This window comes from Rhodococcus sp. LW-XY12 (assembly GCF_019317345.1).
Classification (GTDB): Bacteria; Actinomycetota; Actinomycetes; order Mycobacteriales; family Mycobacteriaceae; genus Rhodococcus; species Rhodococcus pyridinivorans.
Window position 1 is genome coordinate 4,733,146 of record NZ_CP079225.1, and the last position, 24,090, is coordinate 4,757,235.

Here is a 24,090-nt window from a genome sequence, read left to right on the forward strand (position 1 = left end):
TCACTTCCCGGCGAGGTAGTCCTCGACGAGAAGCTTCTTCTGCACCTTGCCCATGGCGTTGCGCGGAAGTGCGTCGGCGGTACGGATCTCGCGGGGGCGCTTGTGGATCGACAGGGTCTGCGCGACGAAGTCCGAGAGTTCGCCCGGATCACGGAGATCCCCGACGACGTAGGCGACGATCCGCTGTCCGAGATCGTCGTCCGGCACACCCACCACCGCGGCCTCCTGCACGCCGGGATGGTTCAGCAGCGCGTGCTCCACCTCGCCGGCGCCGATCCGGTAGCCACCGGACTTGATCATGTCGACCGATTCGCGGCCGACGATGCGGTGGAAACCCTGGTCGTCGATCACGGCGATGTCGCCGGTCTTGAACCAGCCGTCCTCGGTCATCGACTCGGCGGTCTTCTCGGGGTTGTTCAGGTAGCCGTCGAACAGGGTCGCGCCGGACACCTCCAACTGGCCGAGGGTTTCGCCGTCGTGCGGCACGAGGTTGCCGGCCTGGTCGCGCAGGCGGGTGGAGACGCCGTGGATGGGCAGTCCCACCCAGCCGGGCCGGCGCTCACCGTCGTGGCGTGTGCTGATCGTGATGATCGTTTCGCTCATCCCGTACCGCTCGATCGGCGCGGAACCGGTGAGGGCGAGCATGCGCTCGAAGACCGGAACGGGAAGGGGCGCACTGCCCGACACCAGAAGTCGCGCGGACGACAGTGCGCGAGCGGACGATTCGTCGGCGGCGACCCGCGACCACACGGTAGGAACACCGAAGTACAGCGAACCACCGGCTGCCGCATAGGCTTCGGGTTTCGGTCGCACCGTGTGTACGAGTGGCGAGCCCTGCCGGAGCGCGCCGACGACACCGAGGATGAGTCCGTGGACGTGGAACAGCGGAAGTCCGTGGACGAGCGTGTCGTCGGAGTTCCAGTTCCATGCCTCGGCGAGACCGTCGAGACCGGCCGCCACGGCGGACCGCGAGAGCACGACTCCCTTGGGGGCGCCCGTGGTTCCCGAGGTGTACATGATCATCGCGGCACTGCCCGGATCGGCCTCCGCGTGCGAGGACGACGAACGCGCGCTCGCGTCGACAGGGATCGCAGGCAGGGTGACGTCCTCGGGGGCCGCGCCGAGCCACAGCTGCGCACCCGAGTCCTTCAGGATGTGGGCGCGCTCGGTCGGACCGGAATCCGGCGGCACCGGCACGGCGGCCACACCGGCCATGAGGCATCCGGTCGTGGCGATCACCGTCTCGATGCTCGCGGTGGCGTCGACAGCGACCCGCGAGGAGCCTGCGACCTCGTCGGCCACAGCGGCGGCAGCCGCGATCAGTTCGGATCGGGTGAGCGAGACGTCTCCGACGCGGACAGCGCTGCGGTCGTCACTGCCTGCTCCGGACTCGGTGAGCGAGGTCAGCAACGGCACGGGCGTGGTGGTGGTCATCGGTGGTGGTCCCTTCTCGACGTCCTGCCGGACGGTGTCGCGCGGTGCACGGTCCACATTGTGGACCAGCGTGCTACGATGCGGTCCGGCTCAACCTATAGCCCGTGCCGCCTGCCGTCAACGACCGCGCGAAAGGTTCCGATGAACAGCGTTCTCACCGCACTCCGCGTGTTCGAGGAGGTCGCGACCACGCAACCGGTCGGACTCTCGGACTTGAGCAAGCGACTCGACGTCCCCAAGAGCACCGTTCAGCGATGCCTCAAGACCCTTGCCGAAGCCGGCTGGCTGCGCCCCTCGACGACGAACGCCGGGCAGTGGGTCATCACCGGCCGCGCATTCAGCCTGGGCAGCGCGATGTCGTCCGGCGACGACCTGCGCGAGGTCGCACTCCCCGAGCTGAACCGGCTGCAGACCGAGACGGGCGAGACCGTCCATCTCGCCGTGCCGGACGGGAACGAGCTGGTCCTGATCGAGCGACTCGACAGCGCCCATCAGCTGCGCGCCTTCCTCGCCCTCGGCACGCGCCTGCCTCTGCACGCCGCGTCCACCGGCAAGGCCTATCTCGCGTCGCTGCCCGACGAACGGATCGAGAATTTCCTCGCGACCGAACTCCCCTCGCTGACCGAGCACACCGTCACCGATCCGGCGGCTCTGCGCGAGGAGATCGCCGAGATTCGCGCCCGCGGGTACGCCGTGACCGAACAGGGGCTGCATGACGGCATCGCCGCCGTCGCCGTCGCCCTGCGCGGGCGCGGTGGCACCGTGCGCGGCTGCTTCAGCATCTCCGGCCCGGCTTCGCGACTGACCCCCGACCTCTTCGCCGACTACGGCGCGAAGGCGCTGGCAGCGCGGGACGCGATCGAGCGTCGCCTACCCTGATCCGCTCCGAGCAGGACTGGCGGGCGCCCCCACCTCTGGACATATCGTTTATCGATAGGTATAACGAATATCGATGGTATCGACAATCGATAGCCCCGCCGTCCGGCGAGTTCGGAGACGACCATGAATTCCACCCACGACACCGACCGCCCCCAGGGCCCGGGCGCCGAACCCGACACGCTCTCCCCCACCGAGACGTCGAAGAAGGACCGCACCGAACTGTGGGCGTCGCTCTCGGTCTTCGCGCTGACCTCGGTGATCGTGCTCTTCGACTACGTCGGCGGGCTCCTCCGCTCGCTGAACGAGGGCATCGTGACGGCACGGGTCGAGTTCGACGACCCGACCTCCCCAGTGCTCACCACGCCGAACGGCACCGACCTCGCGACCGCTTCGACCACCGTCGTCGACGCCCCCACCGACACGCTCTCCCCCGTCACCGTCGGATTCCTGCGCTCCGCCGAAGCCCTGCAGACCCTCGGCTACCTGGCGGCCCTGGGCCTGCTGAGCTGGATCGTGGTCCGATTCGTCCGCGGGCGACTGTTCGACCGTGGCGTCATCCGGCTCGTGAACGCCGCCGCCACCATCGCCATCGCAACGGTCTTCGTGCCGACCATCCCTCGAACGCTCGGCACCAACATGCTCATCCGCGACGTGGACATGAACGACGTCCTCGACAACGCCCCGATCGGCCCGGAGTTCTGGTACGCGTACGTCTTCTGCATGGCGTTGTCCGCCGTGGCAGTGGTCCTGCGGATCGGAAGCCGTATGGCCCGCGACAACGAAGGCCTGGTCTGATGCCACCCGAGAGTGAGCATGCCGTCCTGTGTCACCTCGACCGGCTGCTCGCGGACCGCGGGATGACGTTGACCGAACTGGCCGAGCAGGTGGGAGTGAGCGTCGTAAATCTGTCCGTGCTCAAGAACGGACGCGCCCGCGCGATCCGATTCTCGACCCTCACCGCCCTGTGCCGTGTGCTGGATTGCTCTGTGGGCGAAATTCTTTCGGTCGACTGACCGACCCCGAACACGGCGATGCCCGGAACCTCGTGGGTTCCGGGCATCGCCGATGGTCCGGCCGGTGGCGCTCCGGCTGACGCACGGACCTGTTTCTTTCATTCCCCGATCGCGGGAAGAATGCGGGTGCGGACCTCACCGAAGCCGATGCGCGTCCCGTTCGGGCCGGGAGCGGTGGCCGAGATGGCGATCTCGTCGCCGTCCTCGACGAAGGTGCGCGTCTCGTCGCCGACCTGCACGGGTTCTGCTCCGCCCCAGGTGAGTTCGATGAAGGCACCGCGCTGGTCCTTCTCCGGGCCGGAGATGGTGCCGGATCCGAACAGGTCGCCGGTGCGGGTCGCGGCACCGTTGACCGAGGTGTGGGCGAGCATCTGCGCCGGCGACCAGTACATCTGCGCATACGGCGGACGCGACACGACGTGCCCGTTCCACTCGACCTCGAGATCGATGTCCAGACCCCACTTCTCGGTGCCCTTCAGGTACGGCAGCGGTTCCGGGTCCTGCACCGGGGTGTCGATACGGGCGGCCTCGAGGGCAGCGAGCGGAACGACCCACGGCGAGATCGACGTCGCGAAGGACTTGCCGAGATTCGGGCCCAGCGGCACGTACTCCCACGCCTGGATGTCGCGGGCCGACCAGTCGTTGAGGATGACCGCACCGAAGCAGTGGTCGGCGAACTCGTCGGGCCGGATCTGCGAACCCATCGGGGAGCCGACACCGACAATGAAGCCCATCTCGGCCTCGATGTCGAGGCGGATCGACGGACCGAAGACCGGCACAGGATCGTTGGGGCCCTTGCGCTGTCCGCACGGACGCACGATGTCGACGCCCGAGGTCACGACGGTGCTCGACCGGCCGTGGTAGCCGACGGGCAGGTGCTTCCAGTTCGGCATCAGCGGGTCGGGATTCTGCGGCCGGAACAGCCGGCCCAGGTTCGACGCGTGGTTCTCCGACGCGTAGAAGTCGACGTAGTCGGCCACCTCGATCGGTAGGTGCATCGTCACGTCGGCGACGGCGAAGACGGCCTCGTCGTCGACGTCACCGGCGACGAGTTCCTTGATCGCAGCGCGGACTTCGTCCCACCGGGCGCGGCCCCGGGCCATGAACGCGTTGAGCGACGGCTCGGCGAAGACGATGTCGTCCTCGAAGACACGGCTCAGGTCGAGGACCGAATCTCCGACGCGGACACCGACGCGGGGTTCGCTGTCGGCCGTGGAGAAGATGCCGTACGGCAGGTTGTCGAGGCCGAAGAGCGAGCCCTCCGGAATGGCGATGGTGGTCATGCGTTCGTTCCTTCGGTGATCGGGGAAACGGTCGAGGGTGCCAGACCGAGGCCGAGCAGATCCTCGAGCGGTTCGGCGATGCTGCAAGTGCCGTACGACAGGAAACGGCGCCGGACCTCTGCGGCCCGGTCGTCGGAGAGTGCGCCGAGACGTGCGGAGAGCACTGCCCCGTCACGTTCGGCCAGCACGGACGCGACCTCGTCGATGTCGGCTCCGGACAGCACCGCGTCCACCGCGGCCAACAGGTTCACGAACCCGTGCTGTTCGAAGCCCGTCCTCGGGTCGGTGTTGCGCACCGCGTGGTGCAGACCGGCGGTCGCCTTGAACGGAACTCCCGTGGTGACGACCGTCGAGACCGCTGCGGCGAGCTCGGCTTCGTCCGGATACGCCTCCGCCACGATCCCGCCGGTGCGGAACTTGGCGGCGTACGGCGTCCCGGTCAGTCGGGCGAGGATCTCGGCTCGGCGCTCGTCACGCGGAACCTCGACGAATACATCGATATCCGGTCGACTCACCCTGATCTCGTCGAGCGCCGCGAACAGCTCGTCGACGGATTGCTCTGCGGGGACCGCGATCTCGAGGGCCACCACGGACACCGAGTCCATTGCGTCGACCTGCTCGAGTGCGGGCCGGACGGCGGCGGTGCCGGTCGGTGCGGTCAGGCTCAGGGCCAGCTCACCGGGATACGGGTGCTGCGCCAGGTGATCTGCGAGTTCATCGAGGCGACCGGCCGGGAAGACGAACGCTCCGACGAGCGGTGCGTGCGCGGACGAGCGGTGCCCGGCGTGGGCGGGAACGGCGACGGGCAGCGGGGTGTTGCCCGGAGGGAACAGCGCAGCGTCGTCGCACAGTCCGGTCAGGAGAGGTCCGAAAGTCATTCGGCCGCTCCTGCATTGCGGTTCCAGCTGCCGGCGTAGGCGGCGTCCTCGCACGCGAGCGCACCCTCACCGAGTTCGAGCGGGCGGAAGGTGTCGACCATGACGGCGAGTTCGTCGAAGAACTCGACACCGATGCTGCGCTCGTAGGCACCCGGCTGCGGGCCGTGCGCGTGACCACCGGGGTGCACCGAGATCGAACCCTGGCCGATGCCCGATCCCTTGCGGGCCTCGTAGTCGCCGCCGCAGTAGAACATGACCTCGTCGGAGTCGACGTTCGAGTGGTAGTACGGCACCGGTACGGCCAGCGGGTGGTAGTCGACCTTGCGGGGCACGAAGTTGCAGATGACGAAGTTGTTGCCCTCGAACGCCTGGTGCGCCGGCGGCGGCTGGTGGACGCGACCGGTGATGGGCTCGAAGTCGTGGATCGAGAAGGTGTACGGGTACAGGCAGCCGTCCCAGCCGATCACGTCGAAGGGGTGGTGCGGCATCAGGTAGCGGGTGCCGACGATGCCCTGCGAGGTGCGGTGCTTGACCAGCACCTCGACGTTCTCCTCCTCGACCTGCATGAGCTCGGTCGGTCCGTGCAGGTCGCGTTCGCAGAACGGCGCGTGCTCGAGGAACTGCCCGAACTTCGACAGGTAGCGCTTGGGCGGCACGATGTGGCTGTTGGCCTCGATCGTGTAGGCGCGCAGCGGTGCGTCGCCCTTGGGTACCCAGCGGTGGGTGGTGGCCATCGGCAGCAGGACGTAGTCGCCGGCCTTCGCCTCGAGCGGACCGAAGACCGTCTCGACGGTGGCCTCACCGGACTCGACGTAGACCATCTCGTCGCCGACCACGTTGCGGTACAGCGGCGAGGGCTCGGTCGACACGACGTACGAGATGCGGACGTCGGCGTTGCCCAGGACCAGACGACGACCCGTCACGACATCCGTCTCGGCCCAGATCGTCTCGGGGAACAGATCGTGCAGCTTCAGGTGCCGCGGCTCGAGCGGATGGTTGGGCCTGGTGGTCTGATCGGGCAGCTTCCACTCGGTCGCGTCGACGATCGCCGACGGGATGTACCGGTGGTAGAGCAGCGCCGAGTCGGACGAGAAGCCCTCCTCGCCCATCAGCTCTTCGTAGTACAGGTTGCCGTTCTCGTCGCGGTGCTGGGTGTGACGCTTAGGCGGGATGACGCCGAGCTGTCGGTAGAACGCCATGATCTGACTCCTCGCGGATCTCGGGCGTGCGAGGGAAGGTCGCTCGCCTGGAATTAGTAAATACGTTAACTAATCCGAGGGTGTGAGCGCAACCACGGAGAGGTCACGAGGCTGTGTCAGTTGCGTCCGCGCACGTCGAACTGGCTGCGGTTGGTGATCAGCTTGTTCAGGAGCATCACGAGAATCTGCTGCTCGGTGGGGGTGAGCACCTCCACCCAGGCCTCCTCGCGCTCGTTCTGAGCACGGAAGCTGTCGCGGATCTCCTTCTCCCCTGCTTCGGTGAGCGACAGCTGCACCGAACGCGCGTCGTGACTGACCGGAGTCTTCTCCAGGATTCCCGCCTCGACCAGCGGTTTCGCGAGGTTGGACACGGCGGCGCGGCTCATCCCGGTGAGCCGCGCGGCGACGTTCGGTTCGATCGGGCCCGCGAGCCAGATGACGAACATGAGCCGATAGGCCGACCACGACCGGCCACGCGGACGGTGGACCGCGGCCTCGAGGTCGTAGGTGACGATATCCGAGGCCCGATTGAGGGTGAGCAGGACTTCGGTTGCGCTGCGGTGATGTTCGCCGCCGAACTTGCTGTTCAGACGCTCCTGTGCGAGTTCGACGAAGGACCAGTAGTCGAGGTCGCGGGGTCTGGACATGCGGTCACAGTACCGCAGATCCGGGATAATTCATCTATTTACTATCCGGTCGAGCGACCGGCATTCGGCAGGACTGTGGAAAACCGCACTCCGAACGCCGCGAAGTCGGCGGAAAACCGCAGCGACCTGCACGTTCATCGCTCATAGTGTTCCGGACATGAACCTCGCACACACCCTCACGCAGTCCCCCACGGACGAACTCCACGGCCTCGCGGGTCTGTCGCTACAGCTGATGGAGATGCTCGGAGCACCCGGTGCCGGTGTCGCGGTCGCCGCGGAGAATCTCTTCCCGCCGATCCCGAGCGAGGTGATCCTTCCCCTCGCCGGCTTCGCGGCCTCCCGCGGGGAGATCTCCCTCGTCTCGGCCGTCGCGTGGACCACCCTCGGCTCCCTCGTCGGCGCACTGCTGCTCTACCTCGCCGGACGCGCCTTCGGCCGTCAGCGGATGTATGCCGTTGTCGAGCGACTCCCCCTGGTGAACACCTCCGATCTGCGGCGCGGCGAAGAGTGGTTCGCCCGGCACGGCGAGAAGTCGGTGCTCCTCGGCCGGATGGTGCCGCTCGTGCGGAGCGTGATCTCGGTTCCCGCCGGGGTGGAGGCCATGCCCGTCGGTCGGTTCGTCGTCCTGACCGCCCTCGGTAGCGCCCTGTGGAACTCGATCTTCGTACTCGCCGGATACCTCCTCGGTGAGAACTGGGGAGTCGTCGAACCGTATGCCGATGTGCTGCAGAAACTCGTGATCGTCGCGGTGGTCGCAGCAGTGGCGGTGTTCGTCGTCCGCCGTGTCCGATCGATTCGCGCCCGTTAGGGTCGGTCCGTGATCGATCACCTTCGGCGCTCACTCGGGACCTCGGTCCGCGCCGTCGTCGGGCTTCTGCTCGGGATCGTCACCGCGGTGACGGGTGTGGCGGCATCGGCTCGCCGTACCACCGACGGACCGGGTCGCGCGGCCGAACGCGACCGTATTCGTCTCGTGCGATGGTTCGACGCCGAGGCGGTCCGGGATCTTCCGGATCGCGAGCCGACCGGATATTTCCTCGTCCGCCTGGCCTACGGTCCGCTCGTCGGCCTCGTCGTCCTGCTCGTCCTGATCTCCGCGACCGGCTACGGGGGCTGGGCGTTCGTCCTGCTGGCAGGCGGTCGCATCTCCGTCGCCGACGGTCTCGTCTCGCTCCTCGTCGCCGCCGTGATGATCTATCTCTCCGTCCGGATGGCGATGATCGTGGGCCAGTGGGACGTCCGCACAGCCCTGCGGTTGCTCGGCGACGATGCCACGCAGCATCGCCTCCGCGACCTGCAGCGCACCCGCGCCGACGTCGTCACCGCCATCGACGACGAACGCCGGCGGATCGAACGCGCCCTGCACGACGACGTCCAGCAGCGGGCCGTCGCGCTCGCACTCGACGTCGGTCGCGCGCGTCGCACCGCCGAACGCGGCGGCGGGAACCTCGTCGCCGACCTCGACAACGCCGTCGCCCAGGCGCAGGCGTTGCTCACCGAACTGCGCGACGTGGCGTGGCGGATATACCCGGCCGCGCTCGACGAGCACGGAATCGCCGCGGCGCTGGAAGGGTTATCCGCGCACACCTTCCTCCCCGTCGACCTGGATCTGTCGATCGACCCGGAACCACCACGCGATGTCGCGGCAGCCGCGTACTACGTTGCCGCGGAAGGGGTCACGAACTCGACGAAGCACTCCGGCGCCGACAACGTGTCGGTGACCGTCGCGGCGGACGGTCACGTCGTCACGGTCACGGTCGTCGACGACGGATGTGGCGGGGCCGAGATGACGGGCTCCGGGCTGACAGGTCTCGCGCGCCGTGTCGCCGCGCTGGACGGGCAGTTCTCCGTACACAGCCCCCGCGGAGGGCCGACCGTCGTGGAAGCGAGGATCCCGTGCGCATCGTGATAGCCGAGGATTCGACCCTTCTTCGCGATGGCCTGTCCCGGTTGCTCGCGGACGAAGGCCACGAGGTGGTTGCCGGTGTGGGCAACGCCGTCGAGCTGCACCACGTCGTCGAGCGCGAGGTGCCCGACCTCGTGTTGCTCGACGTGCGTATGCCACCGACCTACTCGACGGAGGGCATCGACGCGGCGCGGTGCATCAAGGAGGAGCACCCGCAGGTCGCTGTGCTCGTGCTGTCGCAGTACGTCGAGCACCGGAACGCGACCGGCCTGCTCACGAACGGCTGGGGTGGCGTGGGCTATCTGCTCAAGGATCGCGTGTCGGACGTGGGGGCGTTCCTCACCGACCTGGAACGTGTGGCCGCGGGCGGGACGGCCTTCGATCCCGAGGTGGTGCGGCAACTGTTCGCGAGCACCCGCCGCACCGACCCTGTCGCCACCCTCACCGAACGCGAACGCGAGGTGCTCGAGGCCCTCGCCCAGGGGCTGACGAACACCGGCATCGCCGATCGTCTGACCATGTCGGTCAGCGCCGTCGAGAAGCACGTCAATTCGATCTTCGTGAAGCTCGACCTGCCGCGCGAGGCCGACCGTAGTCGGCGGGTACGGGTGGTTCTCCTCTATCTCGAGAGCACAGGCACCCCGAGCTCACGGGACGACCGCTGACGCCCCGTACGGATCAGAAGAGCGGATACACGAAGTGCCCGACGCCTCCGCCGGGTGCGCTCGACCCCGTCACATTCGGAAGGTTCGCGGGCAGACGCTGAAGCTTATGTGGACGGCCCTCGAGGTCGGCCTGCCAGCAATCGGTCGTCACGCCGTGGAAGCCCTGACACACGATGCGGGTGTTCGTGCCGAAGGGCGAGGTCAGCCGCGGCTCGTTCACCAGCGGATTCCAGTAGGCAAGCTCGTCCGGCGTGAGCCAGTTGGCGGGGTCCACGTCGTACACGTAGATCGGACTGTTCGGTTGCTGGACCGGCCACTCGTCCTGCGCCGCCGCGATGCCGGCGCCGCCGAGGACGATCCCTCCTGCCACTGCGGCGACCGCTCCCGCTCGCAGTACCCGCCGAAATCCGTTCGCCATCGTTCCCTCCACCCATTCTGTCGGATCCGTCCGTCGACCACATCGAAACACGGACCGCGGGGTCCGATACGACAAACCGAAATTGTCGATCTCCGACGCTTTCCGGCAATTCGGGCGGGGAGGACGCCTTCGAGTGACAGATCACGCAACCCGACCTCGCGTGCATTCGAGCACTCGAGCCCTCCAAGAGCACACATCTGTGTGCACAATTGATAGGTGAGTTCAACCCAGTCGACCACCGATCCGCACCACGGCACCCTTCGCAGCCCGCGCTTCTGGCTCGCGCCCTTCGCTGTCGTCGCAGCGATGATGAGTGCCCTGGCCTACTTCTATCTCGGCGCACTCCTCGATCCGAGCGAGAACCTGAGACAGTTCCCGATGGCCATCGTCAATCAGGACGTCGGCGATGTGCTGCCCGGATCGGACGAGCGACAGAACTTCGGCGACCAGATCACCGAGGGCATCCTCGACGGCATCGATCCCGAGGAGATCGACCTCCGACGGATGGGAATCTCGGCCGCCAACCAGGGCCTCGACGACGGCAGCCTGTACGGCGCGATCGTCATCCCGAGCGACTTCACCAAACGCATCTCGATCCTCGCGCAGGCCTCGGTCGTTCCCGGTGACATCGAGAAGCCGATCATCACCCTCTACACGAATCCCCGGACGGGCGCGTTCGCGACGGGCATCGTCACGACGATCGGCGACCGCGCGCTGACCCAGGTGAACGACACGGTCGGGCAGCAGCTGACCGAGACCGTCACCGCGACGCTCGCAGAGTCGGCACCCGACCTGCAATTGTCCGGAGCTTCCAGCCTCGTCCTGACCCAGCCGATCGATGCACTCACCGTCGAGCACAAGCCGCTGCCCGACGGGACGGGCGCCGGCCTGTCCGCCTTCTTCTACACCCTGCTGCTGATCCTGGCCGGCTTCACCGGCGCCACGATCATCAACGCGGTCGTCGACAGCGCCCTCGGTTTCGTGCCCACCGAATACGGCCCCCTCTACATCGCGCGGGAGACCACCCGGATGTCGCGCCTGCAGGTGCTGGCACTCAAGTGGGGCATCACGGTGGTCATGTCGTTGATCGTCTCGGCGTTGTATGTGTGGATCGCCACCGCACTCGGTATGCCGGCGCCGCGCGCGCTGCTGCTGTGGGAGTACGGGGCGCTCGCGATCTCGGCCGTGGGCATCACGTCCCTCGCGGTGATGTCGATCTTCGGCGCGGCGGGCCTGCTGGTGAACCTGATCGTGTTCATCGTGCTCGGCCTGCCGTCGTCCGGTGGCACCATTCCGATCGAGGCCACCCCGCGGATGTTCGAATGGTTGTCGACCTTCGAGCCGATGCACCAGATCTATCTCGCGGTGCGGTCCATCCTCTACTTCGACGGACGACCCGACGCCGGGCTCGGCCACGGCGTGACGATGACGATCGTCGGCGTCGTGTTCGGTCTCGTCGTCGGCGCCCTGGTGACGTGGATCTACGACCGCGTCGGTTTCCACCGGGCCGCGGACGCACCCGTGCGTCTGCCCTGGCGGCCGTCGCGACAGCAGGTTCGGGATTCTGCGGTCGCGACCGACACGGTTCGTTCGAACGACAGCGTGGACGCCGGTGAGGACGATCGTGACGATACCGGCGAATCCTCCGGCAGCTCCGAGCATGCGGGCGAAAGCGACGGGCCCACGAACGAAATGGGGGACCCCGCCGCGCGTCGGGGGTAGCGGCGGAGTCCCTCCACTACCACGGTAGTGGCGGTTCTCGCGGCGATCGCTCTCGATACGGGTGAATTCGAGGGTGAATCGGGGGGTCACCGCGCGTCGGGGTCTGTCGCCGTGATGGAGCACACTGTATGGGTGCGCACGGTCGTCGTTCCTCATCCTGCGGACGGCCGGGGCCGTCGCGGTGCAAGCATCGTCGAGGTCGACGCATTCGGTGCGCCGCTCGGTTCGGTGCGGGAGTACCCCGGATTCGCGGATGCAGTCGCTGCGATCGAAGCCGAATCGCGACCGCGCTGGGTGTGGACCTCGACGGCATCGGTCTATCCCGAGCTGCTCCGCGCCGATGTTCGGGTGCAGCGATGCCACGATCTCGCCACCACCGGCACCATCCTTGCCGTACGCGAGGGCCTGCCCCCGCCCACTGCGGAGGAGCCGGTCGACGAGCGGCCCGGCCTCTTCGATGCGGCTCCCGCGATCGACGTCGAGGCGGTGGTCGAGCAGTTCGCCGAGCAACGTCGCCGCATCTCCGGCGACGCCCGCCTCGAGTTGCTCACCGCCGCCGAATCGGCCGGCACTCTCGCAGCGGCCGAGATGGGTTTCGACGGGTTGCCGTTCTCGGCGCAAGCGCATCGTCGCCTCCTCGAGGACACCCTCGGGCCGCGCCCGACCGGCTACGACCTGCCGAGCCGTATCGCCGAAGTGGTCGAGGAGGTCAGCGCGGTCTTCGGCCGCCCCGTGAATCCCGCCTCCCACAGCGAGGTGCTCGAGGCGTTCCGTCGCGAGGGCATCACCGTCGAGTCGACCCGCAAGCATGTGCTGCAGCGGATCGACCATCCCGCGGTGCCTCTGTTGCTGCGGCACCGCGAGCTGTCGAAGTTGTACAGCACGAACGGCTGGCACTGGCTCGACACCTGGGTCCGCGACGACCGGTTCCGTCCGGTCTATGTTCCCGGCGCGGTCGTATCGGGCCGGTGGGCGAGTCGCGGCGGTGGCGCTCTGCAGATCCCCAAGGCACTGCGGTCGAGCGTGATCGCCGATCCGGGCCGGTCGTTCGTCGTCGCCGACGCGGGCCAGCTCGAACCGCGCATCCTGGCGGCGATGTCGGGCGATCGGCGCATGGTCGCGGCGGCCGGTTCGGACGATCTGTACGCCCCGGTCGCCGCGGCGTCCTTCGGCGGCGACCGCGCGAAGGCGAAGGTCGCGGTGCTCGGCGTACTGTACGGCGCCACGTCGGGCGACGCGCGTGCCCTGCTGACGGTGCTGCGTCGCAGCTTCCCGACCGCCGTCGACTTCGTCGAACGTGCCGCCCGTGCGGGTGAACGTGGCGAGGTGGTGCATTCGTGGCTGGGCCGTGCGTGCCCACCCGCTCCGGAAGGCTTCCACTCCCACGGTGATGCGCATGCGCGGGGCCGGTTCACGCGGAACTTCGTCGTGCAGGCCACCGCGGCCGAGTGGGCGCTGTGCGTGCTTGCGGAACTGCGACGGCGGCTGACCACCGATCCCGACCCGACGGCCGGCGATCTCGTGTTCTTCCAGCACGACGAGGTGGTGGTGCACACCGGCAACCCGGAACTCGCGTCGTCGCACATCACGGCGTCGGTCGAGGTGGCGACGCGCCTGATGTTCGGCGACACGCAGGTTCGTTTCCCGATGGACACCGCCGTGCGCAGCGTCTACGCCGAGGATACGGGCGGCGAGTAGGTGGCGTGTGTCCACAGATGCATGACGGCGTAAGCCCGCCACGGCCGCCATTGTTCGGCGCGCTCGGCGGCTTCGCGCGCACTCTCCACCTGCAGGGCTCGTCGGAGAACGAGGTCGCCGGACGGATACGCGTCGCGGTCGCCGAGTCGTAGAGCGAGATAGTCGACGGTCCACGGTCCGATCCCGGGAAGCGCGAGAAGGTCTGCCGCGAACGACAGATGCTCCGGCGCCACCCCGTCGGCTGCGGCCCGGGCCAGTTCGGCGACGGTGCGGGCGCGCGACTGCGTCGTGCCGATGACGGCACGCAGCTCGCTCTGCTCGACCGTCGCGAGTCGGTGCGGCGTAGGGAAGCATCGCAACCCACCGGGTGCACCGTCGCCGAAGGCTGCGACGAGTCGTCCTGCGAATGTGCATGCCGCAGCCACACTCACCTGCTGTCCGAGCACTGTCGACACGGCGGTGGCGAACCAGTCGGTGGTGCCGAGCACGCGCAGACCGGGGTGGGTCTGCACAAGAGGCCCGAGCACGGGATCGGGCTCGAATGCCGCATCCACGACGGACGGGTCGACGCCGAGATCGAGCCACTTCCGGACCCTCTCTTCGATCTCCTCGACATCCGCGCGACCTGCGGTCTCGACATGAACCTCGAGATGTCGCACATCCCCGTGTCTCCCGTCGTCGGGTGTCGCAAGGTCGGCGAAGCGGACGGCGACGTGCGCGGCGCCGCCGTTCGTGCGGATCGCGCGGTGATGGGTGCCGGTAGCGCTGTTGTGGTGTTCACAGCCGGGGACGGTGTGGCATCGCAGCGACGCGAGCATCGGCCCCACCGCAACGGGTTCGGCCACCGGGATCCGGAGAGTGGTGATCATGCCACCGACTCGAGTTGCAGCAGCGCCCTCTTCGCCTCGACTCCCCCGACGTACTGCCCCATGCTGCCGTCGCTGCGCACCACCCGATGGCACGGCACCACCACGGGCAGCGGGTTCTTCGCGCACGCCGTACCGACCGCCCGCACCGCGCGCGGGCTCCCGGCCGCGGCGGCGATCTCGGCATAGCTCGCCGTGCGCCCGTATTCGATCTCGGGCAGACGCGTGATCACTTCACGACGGAATCCGTCGGCGAGACGCAAATCGAGCGGAACGTCGAAATGTGTCCTCGTACCGGCGAAGTACTCGTCGAGTTGCCGGACCACCGGGTCGAGTCGCCGCGGCGCGTCGAGCACGCGCGGGCTGATCCGGCGGGAGAGTTCGTCGAGCACGGCGTCGGATCCGTCGGCGACGTAGGCGACCCGCACGAGTCCGACGGGGGTGGTGGCCAGCAGGAGCGGACCGACGGGGGTGTCGACGACGCGGAACGCGACATCGAGCAACCCGGCCGCCTCGGCATCGAGTACGAGCTTCTCCCGCAACCACGCGAGATCGGCCGATCCGACCGAGGGTTGTGGAAAGTTCATGAGCGACACCCTGTTCCGTGTTCGATCCGACGACGCAACGCAACCCGACCGTCGGCCGCCGCGCGACGTGCCGCGGCCGGGCTGTTGCCGAGGATCGTGCCTATCTCCGCATAGGGCAGGCCTCCGACATAGTGGTAGACCAGCGCCGCACGCTGCGTGAAGGGAAGTTCGGCGACCGCGCTCCACAGTTCGTCGTCGCCCTCACCGGGGTTTCCCGTGGCCGACGCGGGTTCGGGAAGGTTCTCGGTGGGCACCGGCGTCCGCCCGCGCACCCGGTGGATGTCGACGGCCTTGCGGTGCGCGATGGTCACGAGCCACGCTTCGATGTTGCTGCCCGGTGGCAGGTCGGGATAGGCGCGCAACGCCGCGAGGAAGGTCTCGGACCAGGCGTCGTCGGCGTCGACCGGTCCGAGCAGTGCGCGGCAGACCCGGAGGACCGTCGCGCCGTGGCGGGTGACCACCTCCTCGAAAGGAGGCAGGCTCGCCCGCGGTAGGTGATCAGGCAGGGACATGGGTATCGCCGGCGACATCGGGCTCGGCGGAACTCAGCACCCGTGCCTCCTGGTCGAGCAGGAAGCGTTTGCGCTCGAGACCACCGGCGTAACCGGTGAGCTTGCCGCTGCTACCGATGACGCGATGGCACGGCACGATGATGCACAGCGGGTTGCGGGCATTGGCCGCAGCGACCGCCCGTACCGCAGTGGGCCGGCCGAGGGCGAGTGCAATCTCCGAGTAGGTGCGCGTGGTGCCGTACTCGATCGTCATCAGCGCCTCCCACACCTCGCGTTGGAACGGGGTGCCGACGGGAGCGATGGGGACGGTGAACCGGGTACGGCGACCCGCGAAGTACTCATCGAACTGGGTGATCGCCTCGTCGAACCCCCCGGTGACCTGCTCGCCGAAACCGGCGCGGTCGGGCGCGGGGTGATGCTCGGCCATGTACACGCCGCTCAGGACGCCGTCGGTGTTCACCAACGTCAACTCGCCGATCGGTGTGTCGATCACGGTGTGGGTGCGCAATGCGGTCACGGCCTCGATCCTTCCATCCGGTGTGTGCTCTGTACCGGGTAGACGAACGGGACGCCGAAAATGTGAGGTCCGCGATCACGACGATCGGACGTACTGCACTATGACGACATGATCTCGCTGCCTGTGCCCGCGCTCGGAGTCTCGGTCGCCGGTTCCATCGTCGACGTCACCCGGACCGTGCTCGGACGCACCCGCGAGACCGCCGAGTTCGCACTGTCGCTCCCGACGCGGGTGGAAGGCCTGCTCAACGAGGCCGAATCGCTCATCGACTCGGTCGAATCGCTGATCCGCCGCATCGACAGCGTGGTCACCGACGCCACCGACATCGTCGAGGGAGCGTCGGTGGCCGTCGCGCAGGCCACGCAGGTGATCGCCTCGACCATCGGTGTGGTGGAGGAAGCCGCCGATGCGGTCACGCGCGCCACAGAGATCATCGACTCGACGGGCGGGGTCGTGCGCGACGCGACGGTGGTCGCGGCCGACGCGCGGATCGTCGTCGAGTCCGCCGGCCGCAGCTCCGACGCCGCCGGGGAACTGCTCGAGACCTACAAACCCCTCGCCGAACGTGCCGCTCCCCTCGCCACCCAGTTCGTCGAGGAGTTCTCACCAAAAGAACTGCGCGCCGCGATCAAGCTCATCGACCGGCTCCCCGAGATCACCGAGCGGGTCGACGCGGTCCTGCCCATCATGGCGACACTCGACACCGTCTCCCCCGAGATCCACGAACTGCTCCTCGTCGCCAAGGACGTCCGCCAGGCCATCGTGGGCGTGCCCGGGTTCAACTTCCTGCGCCGACGCGGCGAGGAGAAGGAAACCAACGGTGATGATTGACCGCACCGCGGTCGGTGATGATTGACCGCCCCGGACGGCTCTACTGATGGGCCGTGGAGAGGAACTGGTGCGTCGCCACGTCGACGATCTCGTCGGGCGAGATGGCGATCTCGTCGTTCAACCACGCGGTGACCAGTTCGGCCAGACCCCCGACGAACAGCAGTCCGTTGATCTCGCCCCGTTCGGGCGGCCACGCCCGGTCGCCGTACATGCGGGTCGCTTCGTCGGCGACCATCTGGGCGAAACTCCGTAGCGACGCTCGTCTGTGGGTGCGCAGGGGTTCGAAGCCGGCGGACTCGATGAGTGAGACCCGGCCCTTGCGCGGGTCGTCGGTGAGGATCGCGACGAACGACGCGATGGCGTTCCGCACGAGGTCTTCGAGTGTGCCCGTGCCGGTGCGGAGCGCGGCGAGTACGGCCTCGCGCACCTCGTCGGCGATCTTGTCGAGGACCTGCTGCAGCAGATCGTCCCTGCTGGTGAAACTCTCGTAGAAATACCGCTCCGTCAGCTTGGCGTGGGCGCACATGGCGGTCATGGTGGCGCCGCTCTTCCCCGACGCCGCGAACAGTTCCAGTCCTGCTTCGAGCAGGGCTTCGCGCCGCAGCGCGACACGCTGTTCGCCGCTCAGACCGGCATAGCGGCGGGGCGCGGGGGAAGTCATGGGACCGATCTTGACAGACCGGACCGATGTGACGCAGACTACACCCCAATCTGACAGGGTCTCCTGTCAGATATTCGCAGAACTGGAGGCTCGTCGTGACCCGGATCCTGGCGGCTCCCCCCGCCCACTCCCATCTGCGCCCGGTCCCGGGACGATCGGGAATACCCGGTATCGGGCACGTCCTCGAATACATCCGCGATCCACTCGCGATGATGCAGAAGCACTGGGACCGATACGGCGAGGTCTCCTGTTTCTCTGCGGCCGGTCGACGCTGGATCTCGGTTCTCGGACCCGACGCCTGCCAGGAGGTGCTGCAGAACAAGGACCGGGCCTTCGCCAACGGCGACGGCTGGTCGGCACTGATCGGGCCGTTCTTCCACGGTGGCCTCATGCTCCTCGACTCGGAGGAACATCTCCGACACCGCCGCATCATGCAGCAGGCGTTCACCCGATCACGCCTCGAGAAGACCGTCGATGCCATGAATCCGTCGATCGCCCAGAAGCTCGACAGGTGGGTTCCCAGCGACGGATTCCGCGCCTACACGGCACTGAAGACACTCACGCTCGATCTTGCCACCGACATCTTCATGGGCGGCGCCGAGGACTCCACGCCGGCCGAGATCGAAGTGGTGAAGAAGGCATTCATCGACTGTGTGCAGGCTGCGACCTCGATCGTGCGGTATCCCGTCCCCGGCACCAGATGGAAACGCGGACTCGACGGACGCCGAGTGCTCGAGGACTTCTTCCGGCACTATCTACCGGCACGACGCTCGCGCGAGACGGACGACCTCTTCTCCGTGTTGTGCCACATCGAATCCGAAGCGGGACAACGGTTCAGCGACGACGAGATCGTCGATCACATGATCTTCCTGCTGATGGCCGCGCACGACACGTCGACCATCACGATCTCCACGATGATGCAGCATCTCGGGCAACACCCGCAGTGGCAGGACCGGTGCCGGGCCGAGTCGCTCGCGCTGGGCACCGCCGCACCGAGTCACGCCGATCTCGACGCGCTCGGCAGCCTCGATCTGGTGATGAAGGAATGCCTCCGGCTGGTCTCCCCGGTCCCGGTCCTGGCGCGACGGGCCGTGCGCGACACCGAGGTCCGGGGATACTTCGTGCCGGCCGGTACGTATGCCTCCGTGGCACCGCACTTCACGCACCACATGGCGGAATACTGGCCGGAGCCCGAACGTTTCGATCCCGAACGCTTCGCGGAGCATCGACGCGAGGACAAGGTGCACCGCTATGCGTGGGAGCCGTTCGGTGGGGGCGTGCACAAATGCCTCGGCATGCACTTCGCCGGGGTCGAGGTCAAAGCGATCGTCCACCAACTGCTGCTGCGCTTCGAGTGGCACGTCGACCCCGGCTACGTCGCCCCGCTCGACTTCACGTCGTTGCCGTTCCCGTCGGACGGACAGCCGGTCGACCTGCGACTGCGGTCGACCGACCCCGATCGTCAGGCCGTATAGACAATCAGGCCGTGTAGAGACCTGCGCCCGCGCGGCTGAGCACGAGCTTGGGCACCACCGCCCGCGATGACAGCTCGAGCAGCGCGTCGACGATCTCGACGACGTCGTTCACCTCGATCATGGACTCGGCCGGGATCTTGTCCTTGATCCAGTCGGACATGTCGGTGTCGACGTAGGCAGGGGCGAGCGCCGATGCCGAGATGCCGTTGCCGGACTCCTCGGCGTTGAGCGTCTCCACCAGCGAGATCAACGCGGCCTTCGTTGCACCATAGGCGGCGAGACCGGCCTCGGCGTAGACACCTGTGATCGACGAGAGCGCAACGATCTTCGATCCGCGGGCTGGATCGTTCTCCGCCTCGGTGCGCAGCAACGGCAGCGACGCCTGGATGAGCGCGAACGGGGCGTTGAGGTTCACGGCGACCGTCTTGTCGAACCGCCGGGCCGGGAACTCGGCGATCGGACCTGCCGTGCCGACACCGGCATTGAGGATCAGAGCCTTCATGGAACCGAACGCTTCGCGGTGCGTCTCCACGACGCGTGCGGTGGCTTCCGGATCAGCGAGATCGGCTGCGACGGCGCGTACCTCCTTGGCACCCGCCTCCAGCAGACGCTCGGCGACGCTCTCGAGGCGTTCCGCTCCGCGGGCGCTGATCGTCAGTGAATAGCCGCGTTCGGCGAGACGGGTTGCGATACCGAGGCCGATTCCCCTCGATGCTCCGGTCACGAGCGCGCTGGTCACGCGTGGGCTCCCTTCAGTGCTGCGAGTCCTGCTGCCACCAGGTCCGGCACGGCTTCACCGGCACAGTCGAAACCGTCGCCGACGGTCGCCCCGGCACGCCACCGATGGTTGATGCCCTCGGCGATCACGGCGAGCTTGAGGTAGGCCAGACCCATGTAGAAGTTCCAGTCGGCGATGTCGCGACCCGACGCCGTGGCGTAGCGCTGCACCAGATCGTCCGCTGCCGGCAGGCGGTCGCTCGACCATGCCGCCGGGAATCCCAGGATGTCGTCAAGGGCCGGATGCCGGTACGCGCACATCATGGCGAGATCGGTGAGCGGGTCGCCGAGGGTGGACAGTTCCCAGTCCACCACGGCGACGACGCATGTCGGATCGGCCGGGTCCAGGATGGTGTTGTCGATGCGGTAGTCGCCGTGCACGATCGACGGAGCGGGTGATTCCGGAATCGACTCGGCGAGCGCGGCGTGCAGCCGTTCGAGGTCCGGAAGTTCGCGGGTCTTCACGCGCCCCCACTGGCTCGCCCACAGCTTCACCTGCCGGGTCACGTAGCCGTCCGGCCGGCCCAGTCCCCCGAGACCGACGGCCTCGAAGTCGACGTTGTGCAACTCGGCGATGATGCGCACGAGTTCACCGACGCAGCGGTCGATCTCGTCGTCACCGAGCGCATCGAGGTCGGCCTTGCTGCGCACCACACGTCCGTCGACGAACTCGACGACGGTGAACGGCGCACCCATCACCGAGTCATCCTCGCACTGGACGACGGTGGGCGCGACCGGCACACCGGTGCCCTTCAGCGCCGACGTGATGCGGAACTCTCGGGCGACGTCGTGCGCCGACGGGGTCAGACCCGTGGTCGGAGGGCGACGCAGGACCCAGTGGGACTTCTCGTCGCGCAGCCCGTAGGTGAGGTTGGACTTGCCGCCCGAGATGAGCTCCGCCCGGAGTTCACCCTGAACGGTCACACCGCAATCGGCGAGGAAGCGCTCGAGGACGGCGAGGTCGAGTCCCTCGTGCACTGCGGTCATTTCGCGGCCTCGCGGGCTGCCTTGCGGACGGCGCCGACGGCACGCTTGGCGATGGCCCAGCGGTGAACCTCGGACGGGCCGTCGTACACGCGGAACGGCCGGACCTCGCGGGTGAGGCGTGCGATCGGAAGGTCCTCGGAGACACCGAGACCGCCGCACATCTGAGCGGAGCGGTCGACGATGCGGAAGATCGCCTCGGCGGCGAAGGTCTTGGCGATCGACGTGGCGTTCGACGCGTGCGAACCCTGGTCGAGTTCCCAGCACGCCTGCACGAGCAGCGCGCGGGTCGCGGCGATGTCGATCTCGTTGTCGGCGATCATCTTCTGGATCATGCCGAGATCGCCGAGGCGGGAGCCGAATCCTTCACGCTCCGCGACGTAGCGGACGGCGGTGTCGTGACCGCGGCGGGCGGCGCCGAGCCAGCGCATCACGTGCGTCATGCGGGCAGGGCCGAGGCGCACCTGCGCGTAGGCGAAGCCCTGATCGACCTCGCCGAGCACGGCGGAGTCGGGGACGAACAGGTCCTCGAAGTCGACCTCGCAGTGACCACCGATCATGGAGCGGTCGAGAGTGTTGATGTGGCGGCCGACCTTCAGGCCCGCGGTGTCGGCGGGCGCGAGGAACATCGTGGCGCCGCCGCGCTGGCCGGGTTCACCCGAGGTGCGGGCCATGATGATGAAGAATCCGGCACCGTCGGCACCGGTGATGAAGTGCTTGCGGCCGTTGATCTTCCAGCCACCGGAGACCTTCTCGGCGCGCGTGTTCAGAGCGTTGGGATCGGCGCCGGCACCGGGGGCGGGCTCGGTCATCGCGAAGGCCGAGCGCACGTCGCCGGCGGCGAGGGGCGCGAGGAACTGCTGCTTCTGCTCGTCGCTGGCGATGTGCGCGAGCATGTGCACGTTGCCTTCGTCGGGGGCGGCGATGTTGAGCGCGGTGGGGCCGAAGAGCGAGTAGCCCGCGGCCTCGAAGACCGGGGCGCGGTCGGACATGTCCAGGCCGTGGCCGCCGTATTCGACGGGCGCGTGCGGAGCGAAGACACCGGCAGCCTTGGCGGCCTTCTGCAGATCCGCCCGGATCGCGTCGCCACCGGCTGCGGTGATGTCGCCACCGTGGGTGTCCTCGACGGGAAGCACCTCGTCGCGGATGAACTGCTCGGTCCGCGCGATGAGGTCCCGGACGTGGTCCGAGTAGGACAGGTCGACCGCCATGCTGAGCTCCTTCCATACCGACCGATCGATCGCTCGGTCGAGTTCACGGTGGCATATCCCCCGCCATCGGGTCAAGCCCGGACGGGGTGCTCGGCTACCTCGCTCCGACCGCGTTCCGCGCGACCTGCAGGTAGCGGTGCACGATCTCGTCCGGCGACAGCGAACCGTCCGGCCGGTACCAGCTCGCCACCGCGACGCACATCGTCGTCACGGCGCGACTGGCGTCCTTCGGATAGGGCGTGGAAAAGGTGCCGTCGGCGACACCGGCCTCGACGATCTCGTCGATCATGCACTGCTGCTCGTCGCGCAGGGCGACGAATGCACGGCGGGCCTCGGGTTCCATGCTGCGCATCTCGGTCGACGCCACGAACGCCTGATCGCGGCGGAACATATGGAAGCGCAGCAGCGACTCGACGACGGAGTCGAACTTCTCGGAGGGGGTTGGTCCGGCTTCATCGATCGCCTGCCGGCTGCGGGCGAGCAGGTCGTGCAGCACGGTGGTCGTGAGCGAGACGAGCAGCGCCTGCTTCGAGGGGTAGTGGTGGTACAGACCCGGCACCGACAGACCGGACCGCGACGCGACCTCGCGGATGGACGTGCCGTCGTAGCCGCGTTCGGCGAACGCCTCGAGCGCAGCGGCGAGCGGCTTGGGCAGGTCGGTCGGGCCGTAGTCCCGCCAAGAGCCGACGTCGCCGGAAACCGAATCCTCACGCGTGTCCATGCTCAACACCGTAAGGGACGGTTCCGGCGACGTCGGCGCTCGCAGGATCGGTTGTCGCTCGCAGGATCAGTAGTCGTCCTCGCCGTAGAGAACGAGACCGCGGAGGTTCTTGCCGGCGTGCATGTCGGCGTAGCCCTCGTTGATGTCCTCGAGCTTGTAGGTCTTGGTGATGAGGTTGTCGAGGTCGAGCTGCCCGTTCCGGTACAGCTCGAGCAACTTGGGGATCTGCGAGCGCGGGCCGGTGCCACCGAAGATGGCCCCCTGCAGACGCTTCTGCAGCAGCGTCAGCTCGAACAGGCTCATCGTCACCTGCGAGTCGGTGGCGTGACCCATGCCGACGACCACGACCTGGCCACCCTTGGCGGTGAGACCCAGTGCGGGGCCGATGATGTCGCCGGTGATCTCGCCGACGGTGATGACGGTGACGTTGGCCATCTGACCCCACGTGATCTCACCGATCACCGGTGCGGCCTCCTCGATCGACGCGAAGACATGCGTCGCGCCGAACTCCTTGGCCTTCTGCCGCTTGAACTCGACCGGGTCGATCGCGACGACGAACCGCGCCCCGGCGTGCGCCGCTCCCTGGACGGAGTTGATGCCGACACCGCCGACACCGATGACGACCACGGTGTCGCCGAGCTTAGTGCCGCCGATCTCGGTGGCCGAACCCCAGCCGGTCGCGACACCGCACCCGAGCAGGGCCGCCTTCTCGAGCGGGATGTCCTTCTCGATCTTGATGACCGACGCCTCGTTGACCGTGACGTACGGCGCGAACGTGCCGAGCAGGCACATCTGCAGCACCGGGTCGCCGTTCAGCGTCGCGCGGTAGGTCTTGTCGGAGATCGCCTGACCGGTGAGCAGGCCGGCACCCTCGTCGCAGATGTTCTGCATGCCCTTGGCGCAGGCCCGACAGCGGCCGCAGGCGGGGATGAACGCGAGGACGACGTGGTCGCCCTCCTCGAGACCCCGCACTCCCGGACCCACCTTGGTGACCACACCCGCGCCCTCGTGACCACCGAGGACCGGGAAGGACGGAAGCGGTGTCGCCCCCGAGCGCAGATGCTCGTCGGAATGGCACAGACCCGAGGCCGCGAGGCGGATCTGCACCTCACCTGCGACGGGATCGCCGAGATCGATCTCCTCGATCTCCCACGGCTGGTTGATTCCCTTGACGACTGCTGCCTTCGTCTTCACCCGAGCCTCCTG

Annotated in this window: 26 protein-coding genes; 10 read left to right on the plus strand and 16 right to left on the minus strand. The window is 67.8% G+C overall.

Annotated features, from left to right (window positions below; translation table 11 throughout):
* Nucleotides 1–1,434: an acyl-CoA synthetase gene (locus tag KXC42_RS21685; protein ID WP_219130537.1), complete on the minus strand. Its 1,434-nt coding sequence runs from the start codon at nt 1,432–1,434 to the stop codon at nt 1–3.
* A 141-nt stretch (nt 1,435–1,575) separates the two neighbouring features.
* Here KXC42_RS21685 and KXC42_RS21690 point away from each other — a divergent pair, with 141 nt between their 5' ends.
* The 3 genes from KXC42_RS21690 to KXC42_RS21700 all read left to right on the plus strand — a co-directional run bounded on the left by KXC42_RS21690 (nt 1,576) and on the right by KXC42_RS21700 (nt 3,326).
* The gene (locus tag KXC42_RS21690; protein WP_019288282.1) at nt 1,576–2,313 is read left to right on the plus strand and encodes an IclR family transcriptional regulator; all 738 of its coding nucleotides are present in this window, start codon (nt 1,576–1,578) and stop codon (nt 2,311–2,313) included.
* A 123-nt stretch (nt 2,314–2,436) separates the two neighbouring features.
* Nucleotides 2,437–3,108, plus strand: a complete 672-nt coding sequence (locus tag KXC42_RS21695; protein WP_006554670.1) for a hypothetical protein — start codon at nt 2,437–2,439, stop codon at nt 3,106–3,108.
* On the plus strand, nt 3,108–3,326 hold the full coding sequence (locus KXC42_RS21700; RefSeq protein ID WP_094979910.1) for a helix-turn-helix transcriptional regulator: 219 nt from the start codon (nt 3,108–3,110) through the stop codon (nt 3,324–3,326). The genes KXC42_RS21695 and KXC42_RS21700 overlap by 1 nt, the downstream gene beginning before the upstream one ends.
* A gap of 98 nt (nt 3,327–3,424) precedes the next feature.
* Here the strand turns inward: KXC42_RS21700 and fahA are convergent, their stop codons facing one another.
* The 4 genes from fahA to KXC42_RS21720 form a co-directional block, all read right to left on the minus strand.
* Nucleotides 3,425–4,609 (minus strand): fumarylacetoacetase, encoded by a 1,185-nt coding sequence (gene fahA / locus KXC42_RS21705; protein WP_219129567.1) that lies wholly within the window; start codon nt 4,607–4,609, stop codon nt 3,425–3,427.
* Complete coding sequence (locus KXC42_RS21710; RefSeq protein WP_219129568.1) at nt 4,606–5,487, minus strand: hypothetical protein; 882 nt, start codon at nt 5,485–5,487, stop codon at nt 4,606–4,608. Before KXC42_RS21710 ends, fahA begins: the two co-directional genes overlap by 4 nt.
* On the minus strand, nt 5,484–6,686 hold the full coding sequence (locus tag KXC42_RS21715; protein ID WP_219129569.1) for a homogentisate 1,2-dioxygenase: 1,203 nt from the start codon (nt 6,684–6,686) through the stop codon (nt 5,484–5,486). The genes KXC42_RS21710 and KXC42_RS21715 overlap by 4 nt, the downstream gene beginning before the upstream one ends.
* 116 nt (nt 6,687–6,802) lie before the next feature.
* The gene (locus KXC42_RS21720) at nt 6,803–7,333 is read right to left on the minus strand and encodes a MarR family winged helix-turn-helix transcriptional regulator (RefSeq protein WP_006554665.1); all 531 of its coding nucleotides are present in this window, start codon (nt 7,331–7,333) and stop codon (nt 6,803–6,805) included.
* Nucleotides 7,334–7,490: 157 nt separating this feature from the next.
* On the opposite strand from KXC42_RS21720, the gene KXC42_RS21725 reads away from it, so the two are divergent.
* The 3 genes from KXC42_RS21725 to KXC42_RS21735 are packed head-to-tail and all read left to right on the plus strand — an operon-like array spanning nt 7,491 to nt 9,904.
* Complete coding sequence (locus tag KXC42_RS21725; RefSeq protein WP_006554664.1) at nt 7,491–8,141, plus strand: DedA family protein; 651 nt, start codon at nt 7,491–7,493, stop codon at nt 8,139–8,141.
* Nucleotides 8,142–8,150: 9 nt separating this feature from the next.
* Nucleotides 8,151–9,242 carry a sensor histidine kinase gene (locus tag KXC42_RS21730; RefSeq protein ID WP_219129570.1) on the plus strand — a complete coding sequence of 364 codons (1,092 nt, stop codon included), beginning with the start codon at nt 8,151–8,153 and terminating at the stop codon, nt 9,240–9,242.
* The gene (locus KXC42_RS21735) at nt 9,230–9,904 is read left to right on the plus strand and encodes a response regulator transcription factor (protein ID WP_219129571.1); all 675 of its coding nucleotides are present in this window, start codon (nt 9,230–9,232) and stop codon (nt 9,902–9,904) included. The genes KXC42_RS21730 and KXC42_RS21735 overlap by 13 nt, the downstream gene beginning before the upstream one ends.
* Nucleotides 9,905–9,917: 13 nt before the next feature.
* On the opposite strand, the gene KXC42_RS21740 is transcribed toward KXC42_RS21735, so the two are convergent.
* A complete protein-coding gene (locus KXC42_RS21740) occupies nt 9,918–10,322 on the minus strand; it encodes a hypothetical protein (protein WP_033097552.1) in 405 nt (134 codons plus the stop codon).
* Between the two features lie 216 nt (nt 10,323–10,538).
* Between KXC42_RS21740 and KXC42_RS21745 the strand changes: the two genes are divergently transcribed.
* Together KXC42_RS21745 and KXC42_RS21750 are read left to right on the plus strand one after the other, a co-directional pair.
* Nucleotides 10,539–12,044 (plus strand): YhgE/Pip domain-containing protein, encoded by a 1,506-nt coding sequence (locus KXC42_RS21745; RefSeq protein ID WP_006554660.1) that lies wholly within the window; start codon nt 10,539–10,541, stop codon nt 12,042–12,044.
* Between the two features lie 132 nt (nt 12,045–12,176).
* On the plus strand, nt 12,177–13,742 hold the full coding sequence (locus tag KXC42_RS21750) for a bifunctional 3'-5' exonuclease/DNA polymerase (RefSeq protein ID WP_219129572.1): 1,566 nt from the start codon (nt 12,177–12,179) through the stop codon (nt 13,740–13,742).
* On the opposite strand, the gene KXC42_RS21755 is transcribed toward KXC42_RS21750, so the two are convergent.
* Genes KXC42_RS21755 through KXC42_RS21770 form a run of 4 tightly spaced genes read right to left on the minus strand, consistent with a single transcriptional unit; the run spans nt 13,715 to nt 16,224 of the window.
* Entirely contained in the window at nt 13,715–14,611 is an 897-nt protein-coding gene (locus tag KXC42_RS21755) for an AlkA N-terminal domain-containing protein (RefSeq protein ID WP_219129573.1), read from the minus strand. The genes KXC42_RS21750 and KXC42_RS21755 overlap by 28 nt on opposite strands.
* Nucleotides 14,608–15,195 (minus strand): methylated-DNA--[protein]-cysteine S-methyltransferase, encoded by a 588-nt coding sequence (locus KXC42_RS21760; RefSeq protein ID WP_071936527.1) that lies wholly within the window; start codon nt 15,193–15,195, stop codon nt 14,608–14,610. Before KXC42_RS21760 ends, KXC42_RS21755 begins: the two co-directional genes overlap by 4 nt.
* Entirely contained in the window at nt 15,192–15,707 is a 516-nt protein-coding gene (locus tag KXC42_RS21765; protein ID WP_037215917.1) for an RNA polymerase sigma factor, read from the minus strand. The genes KXC42_RS21760 and KXC42_RS21765 overlap by 4 nt, the downstream gene beginning before the upstream one ends.
* Nucleotides 15,694–16,224: a methylated-DNA--[protein]-cysteine S-methyltransferase gene (locus KXC42_RS21770; RefSeq protein ID WP_006554655.1), complete on the minus strand. Its 531-nt coding sequence runs from the start codon at nt 16,222–16,224 to the stop codon at nt 15,694–15,696. The genes KXC42_RS21765 and KXC42_RS21770 overlap by 14 nt, the downstream gene beginning before the upstream one ends.
* Before the next feature lie 108 nt (nt 16,225–16,332).
* On the opposite strand from KXC42_RS21770, the gene KXC42_RS21775 reads away from it, so the two are divergent.
* Nucleotides 16,333–17,055, plus strand: coding sequence for a ribulose 1,5-bisphosphate carboxylase large subunit (locus KXC42_RS21775; RefSeq protein WP_071936057.1), 723 nt, complete (start codon nt 16,333–16,335; stop codon nt 17,053–17,055).
* A 40-nt stretch (nt 17,056–17,095) separates the two neighbouring features.
* On the opposite strand, the gene KXC42_RS21780 is transcribed toward KXC42_RS21775, so the two are convergent.
* On the minus strand, nt 17,096–17,716 hold the full coding sequence (locus KXC42_RS21780; protein ID WP_219129574.1) for a TetR/AcrR family transcriptional regulator: 621 nt from the start codon (nt 17,714–17,716) through the stop codon (nt 17,096–17,098).
* Nucleotides 17,717–17,811: 95 nt separating this feature from the next.
* On the opposite strand from KXC42_RS21780, the gene KXC42_RS21785 reads away from it, so the two are divergent.
* Nucleotides 17,812–19,191 carry a cytochrome P450 gene (locus tag KXC42_RS21785; protein ID WP_219129575.1) on the plus strand — a complete coding sequence of 460 codons (1,380 nt, stop codon included), beginning with the start codon at nt 17,812–17,814 and terminating at the stop codon, nt 19,189–19,191.
* A gap of 4 nt (nt 19,192–19,195) precedes the next feature.
* Here the strand turns inward: KXC42_RS21785 and KXC42_RS21790 are convergent, their stop codons facing one another.
* From KXC42_RS21790 to KXC42_RS21810, 5 genes are all read right to left on the minus strand, one after another.
* Complete coding sequence (locus KXC42_RS21790) at nt 19,196–19,930, minus strand: SDR family oxidoreductase (RefSeq protein ID WP_019288270.1); 735 nt, start codon at nt 19,928–19,930, stop codon at nt 19,196–19,198.
* Complete coding sequence (locus KXC42_RS21795) at nt 19,927–20,955, minus strand: phosphotransferase family protein (RefSeq protein WP_219129576.1); 1,029 nt, start codon at nt 20,953–20,955, stop codon at nt 19,927–19,929. The genes KXC42_RS21790 and KXC42_RS21795 overlap by 4 nt, the downstream gene beginning before the upstream one ends.
* Entirely contained in the window at nt 20,952–22,163 is a 1,212-nt protein-coding gene (locus KXC42_RS21800; RefSeq protein ID WP_071936053.1) for an acyl-CoA dehydrogenase family protein, read from the minus strand. The genes KXC42_RS21795 and KXC42_RS21800 overlap by 4 nt, the downstream gene beginning before the upstream one ends.
* Nucleotides 22,164–22,257: 94 nt before the next feature.
* The gene (locus KXC42_RS21805) at nt 22,258–22,884 is read right to left on the minus strand and encodes a TetR/AcrR family transcriptional regulator (RefSeq protein WP_219129577.1); all 627 of its coding nucleotides are present in this window, start codon (nt 22,882–22,884) and stop codon (nt 22,258–22,260) included.
* 66 nt (nt 22,885–22,950) lie between these two features.
* Nucleotides 22,951–24,078 (minus strand): NDMA-dependent alcohol dehydrogenase, encoded by a 1,128-nt coding sequence (locus KXC42_RS21810; RefSeq protein WP_024102299.1) that lies wholly within the window; start codon nt 24,076–24,078, stop codon nt 22,951–22,953.
* Nucleotides 24,079–24,090: the final 12 nt, after the last annotated feature.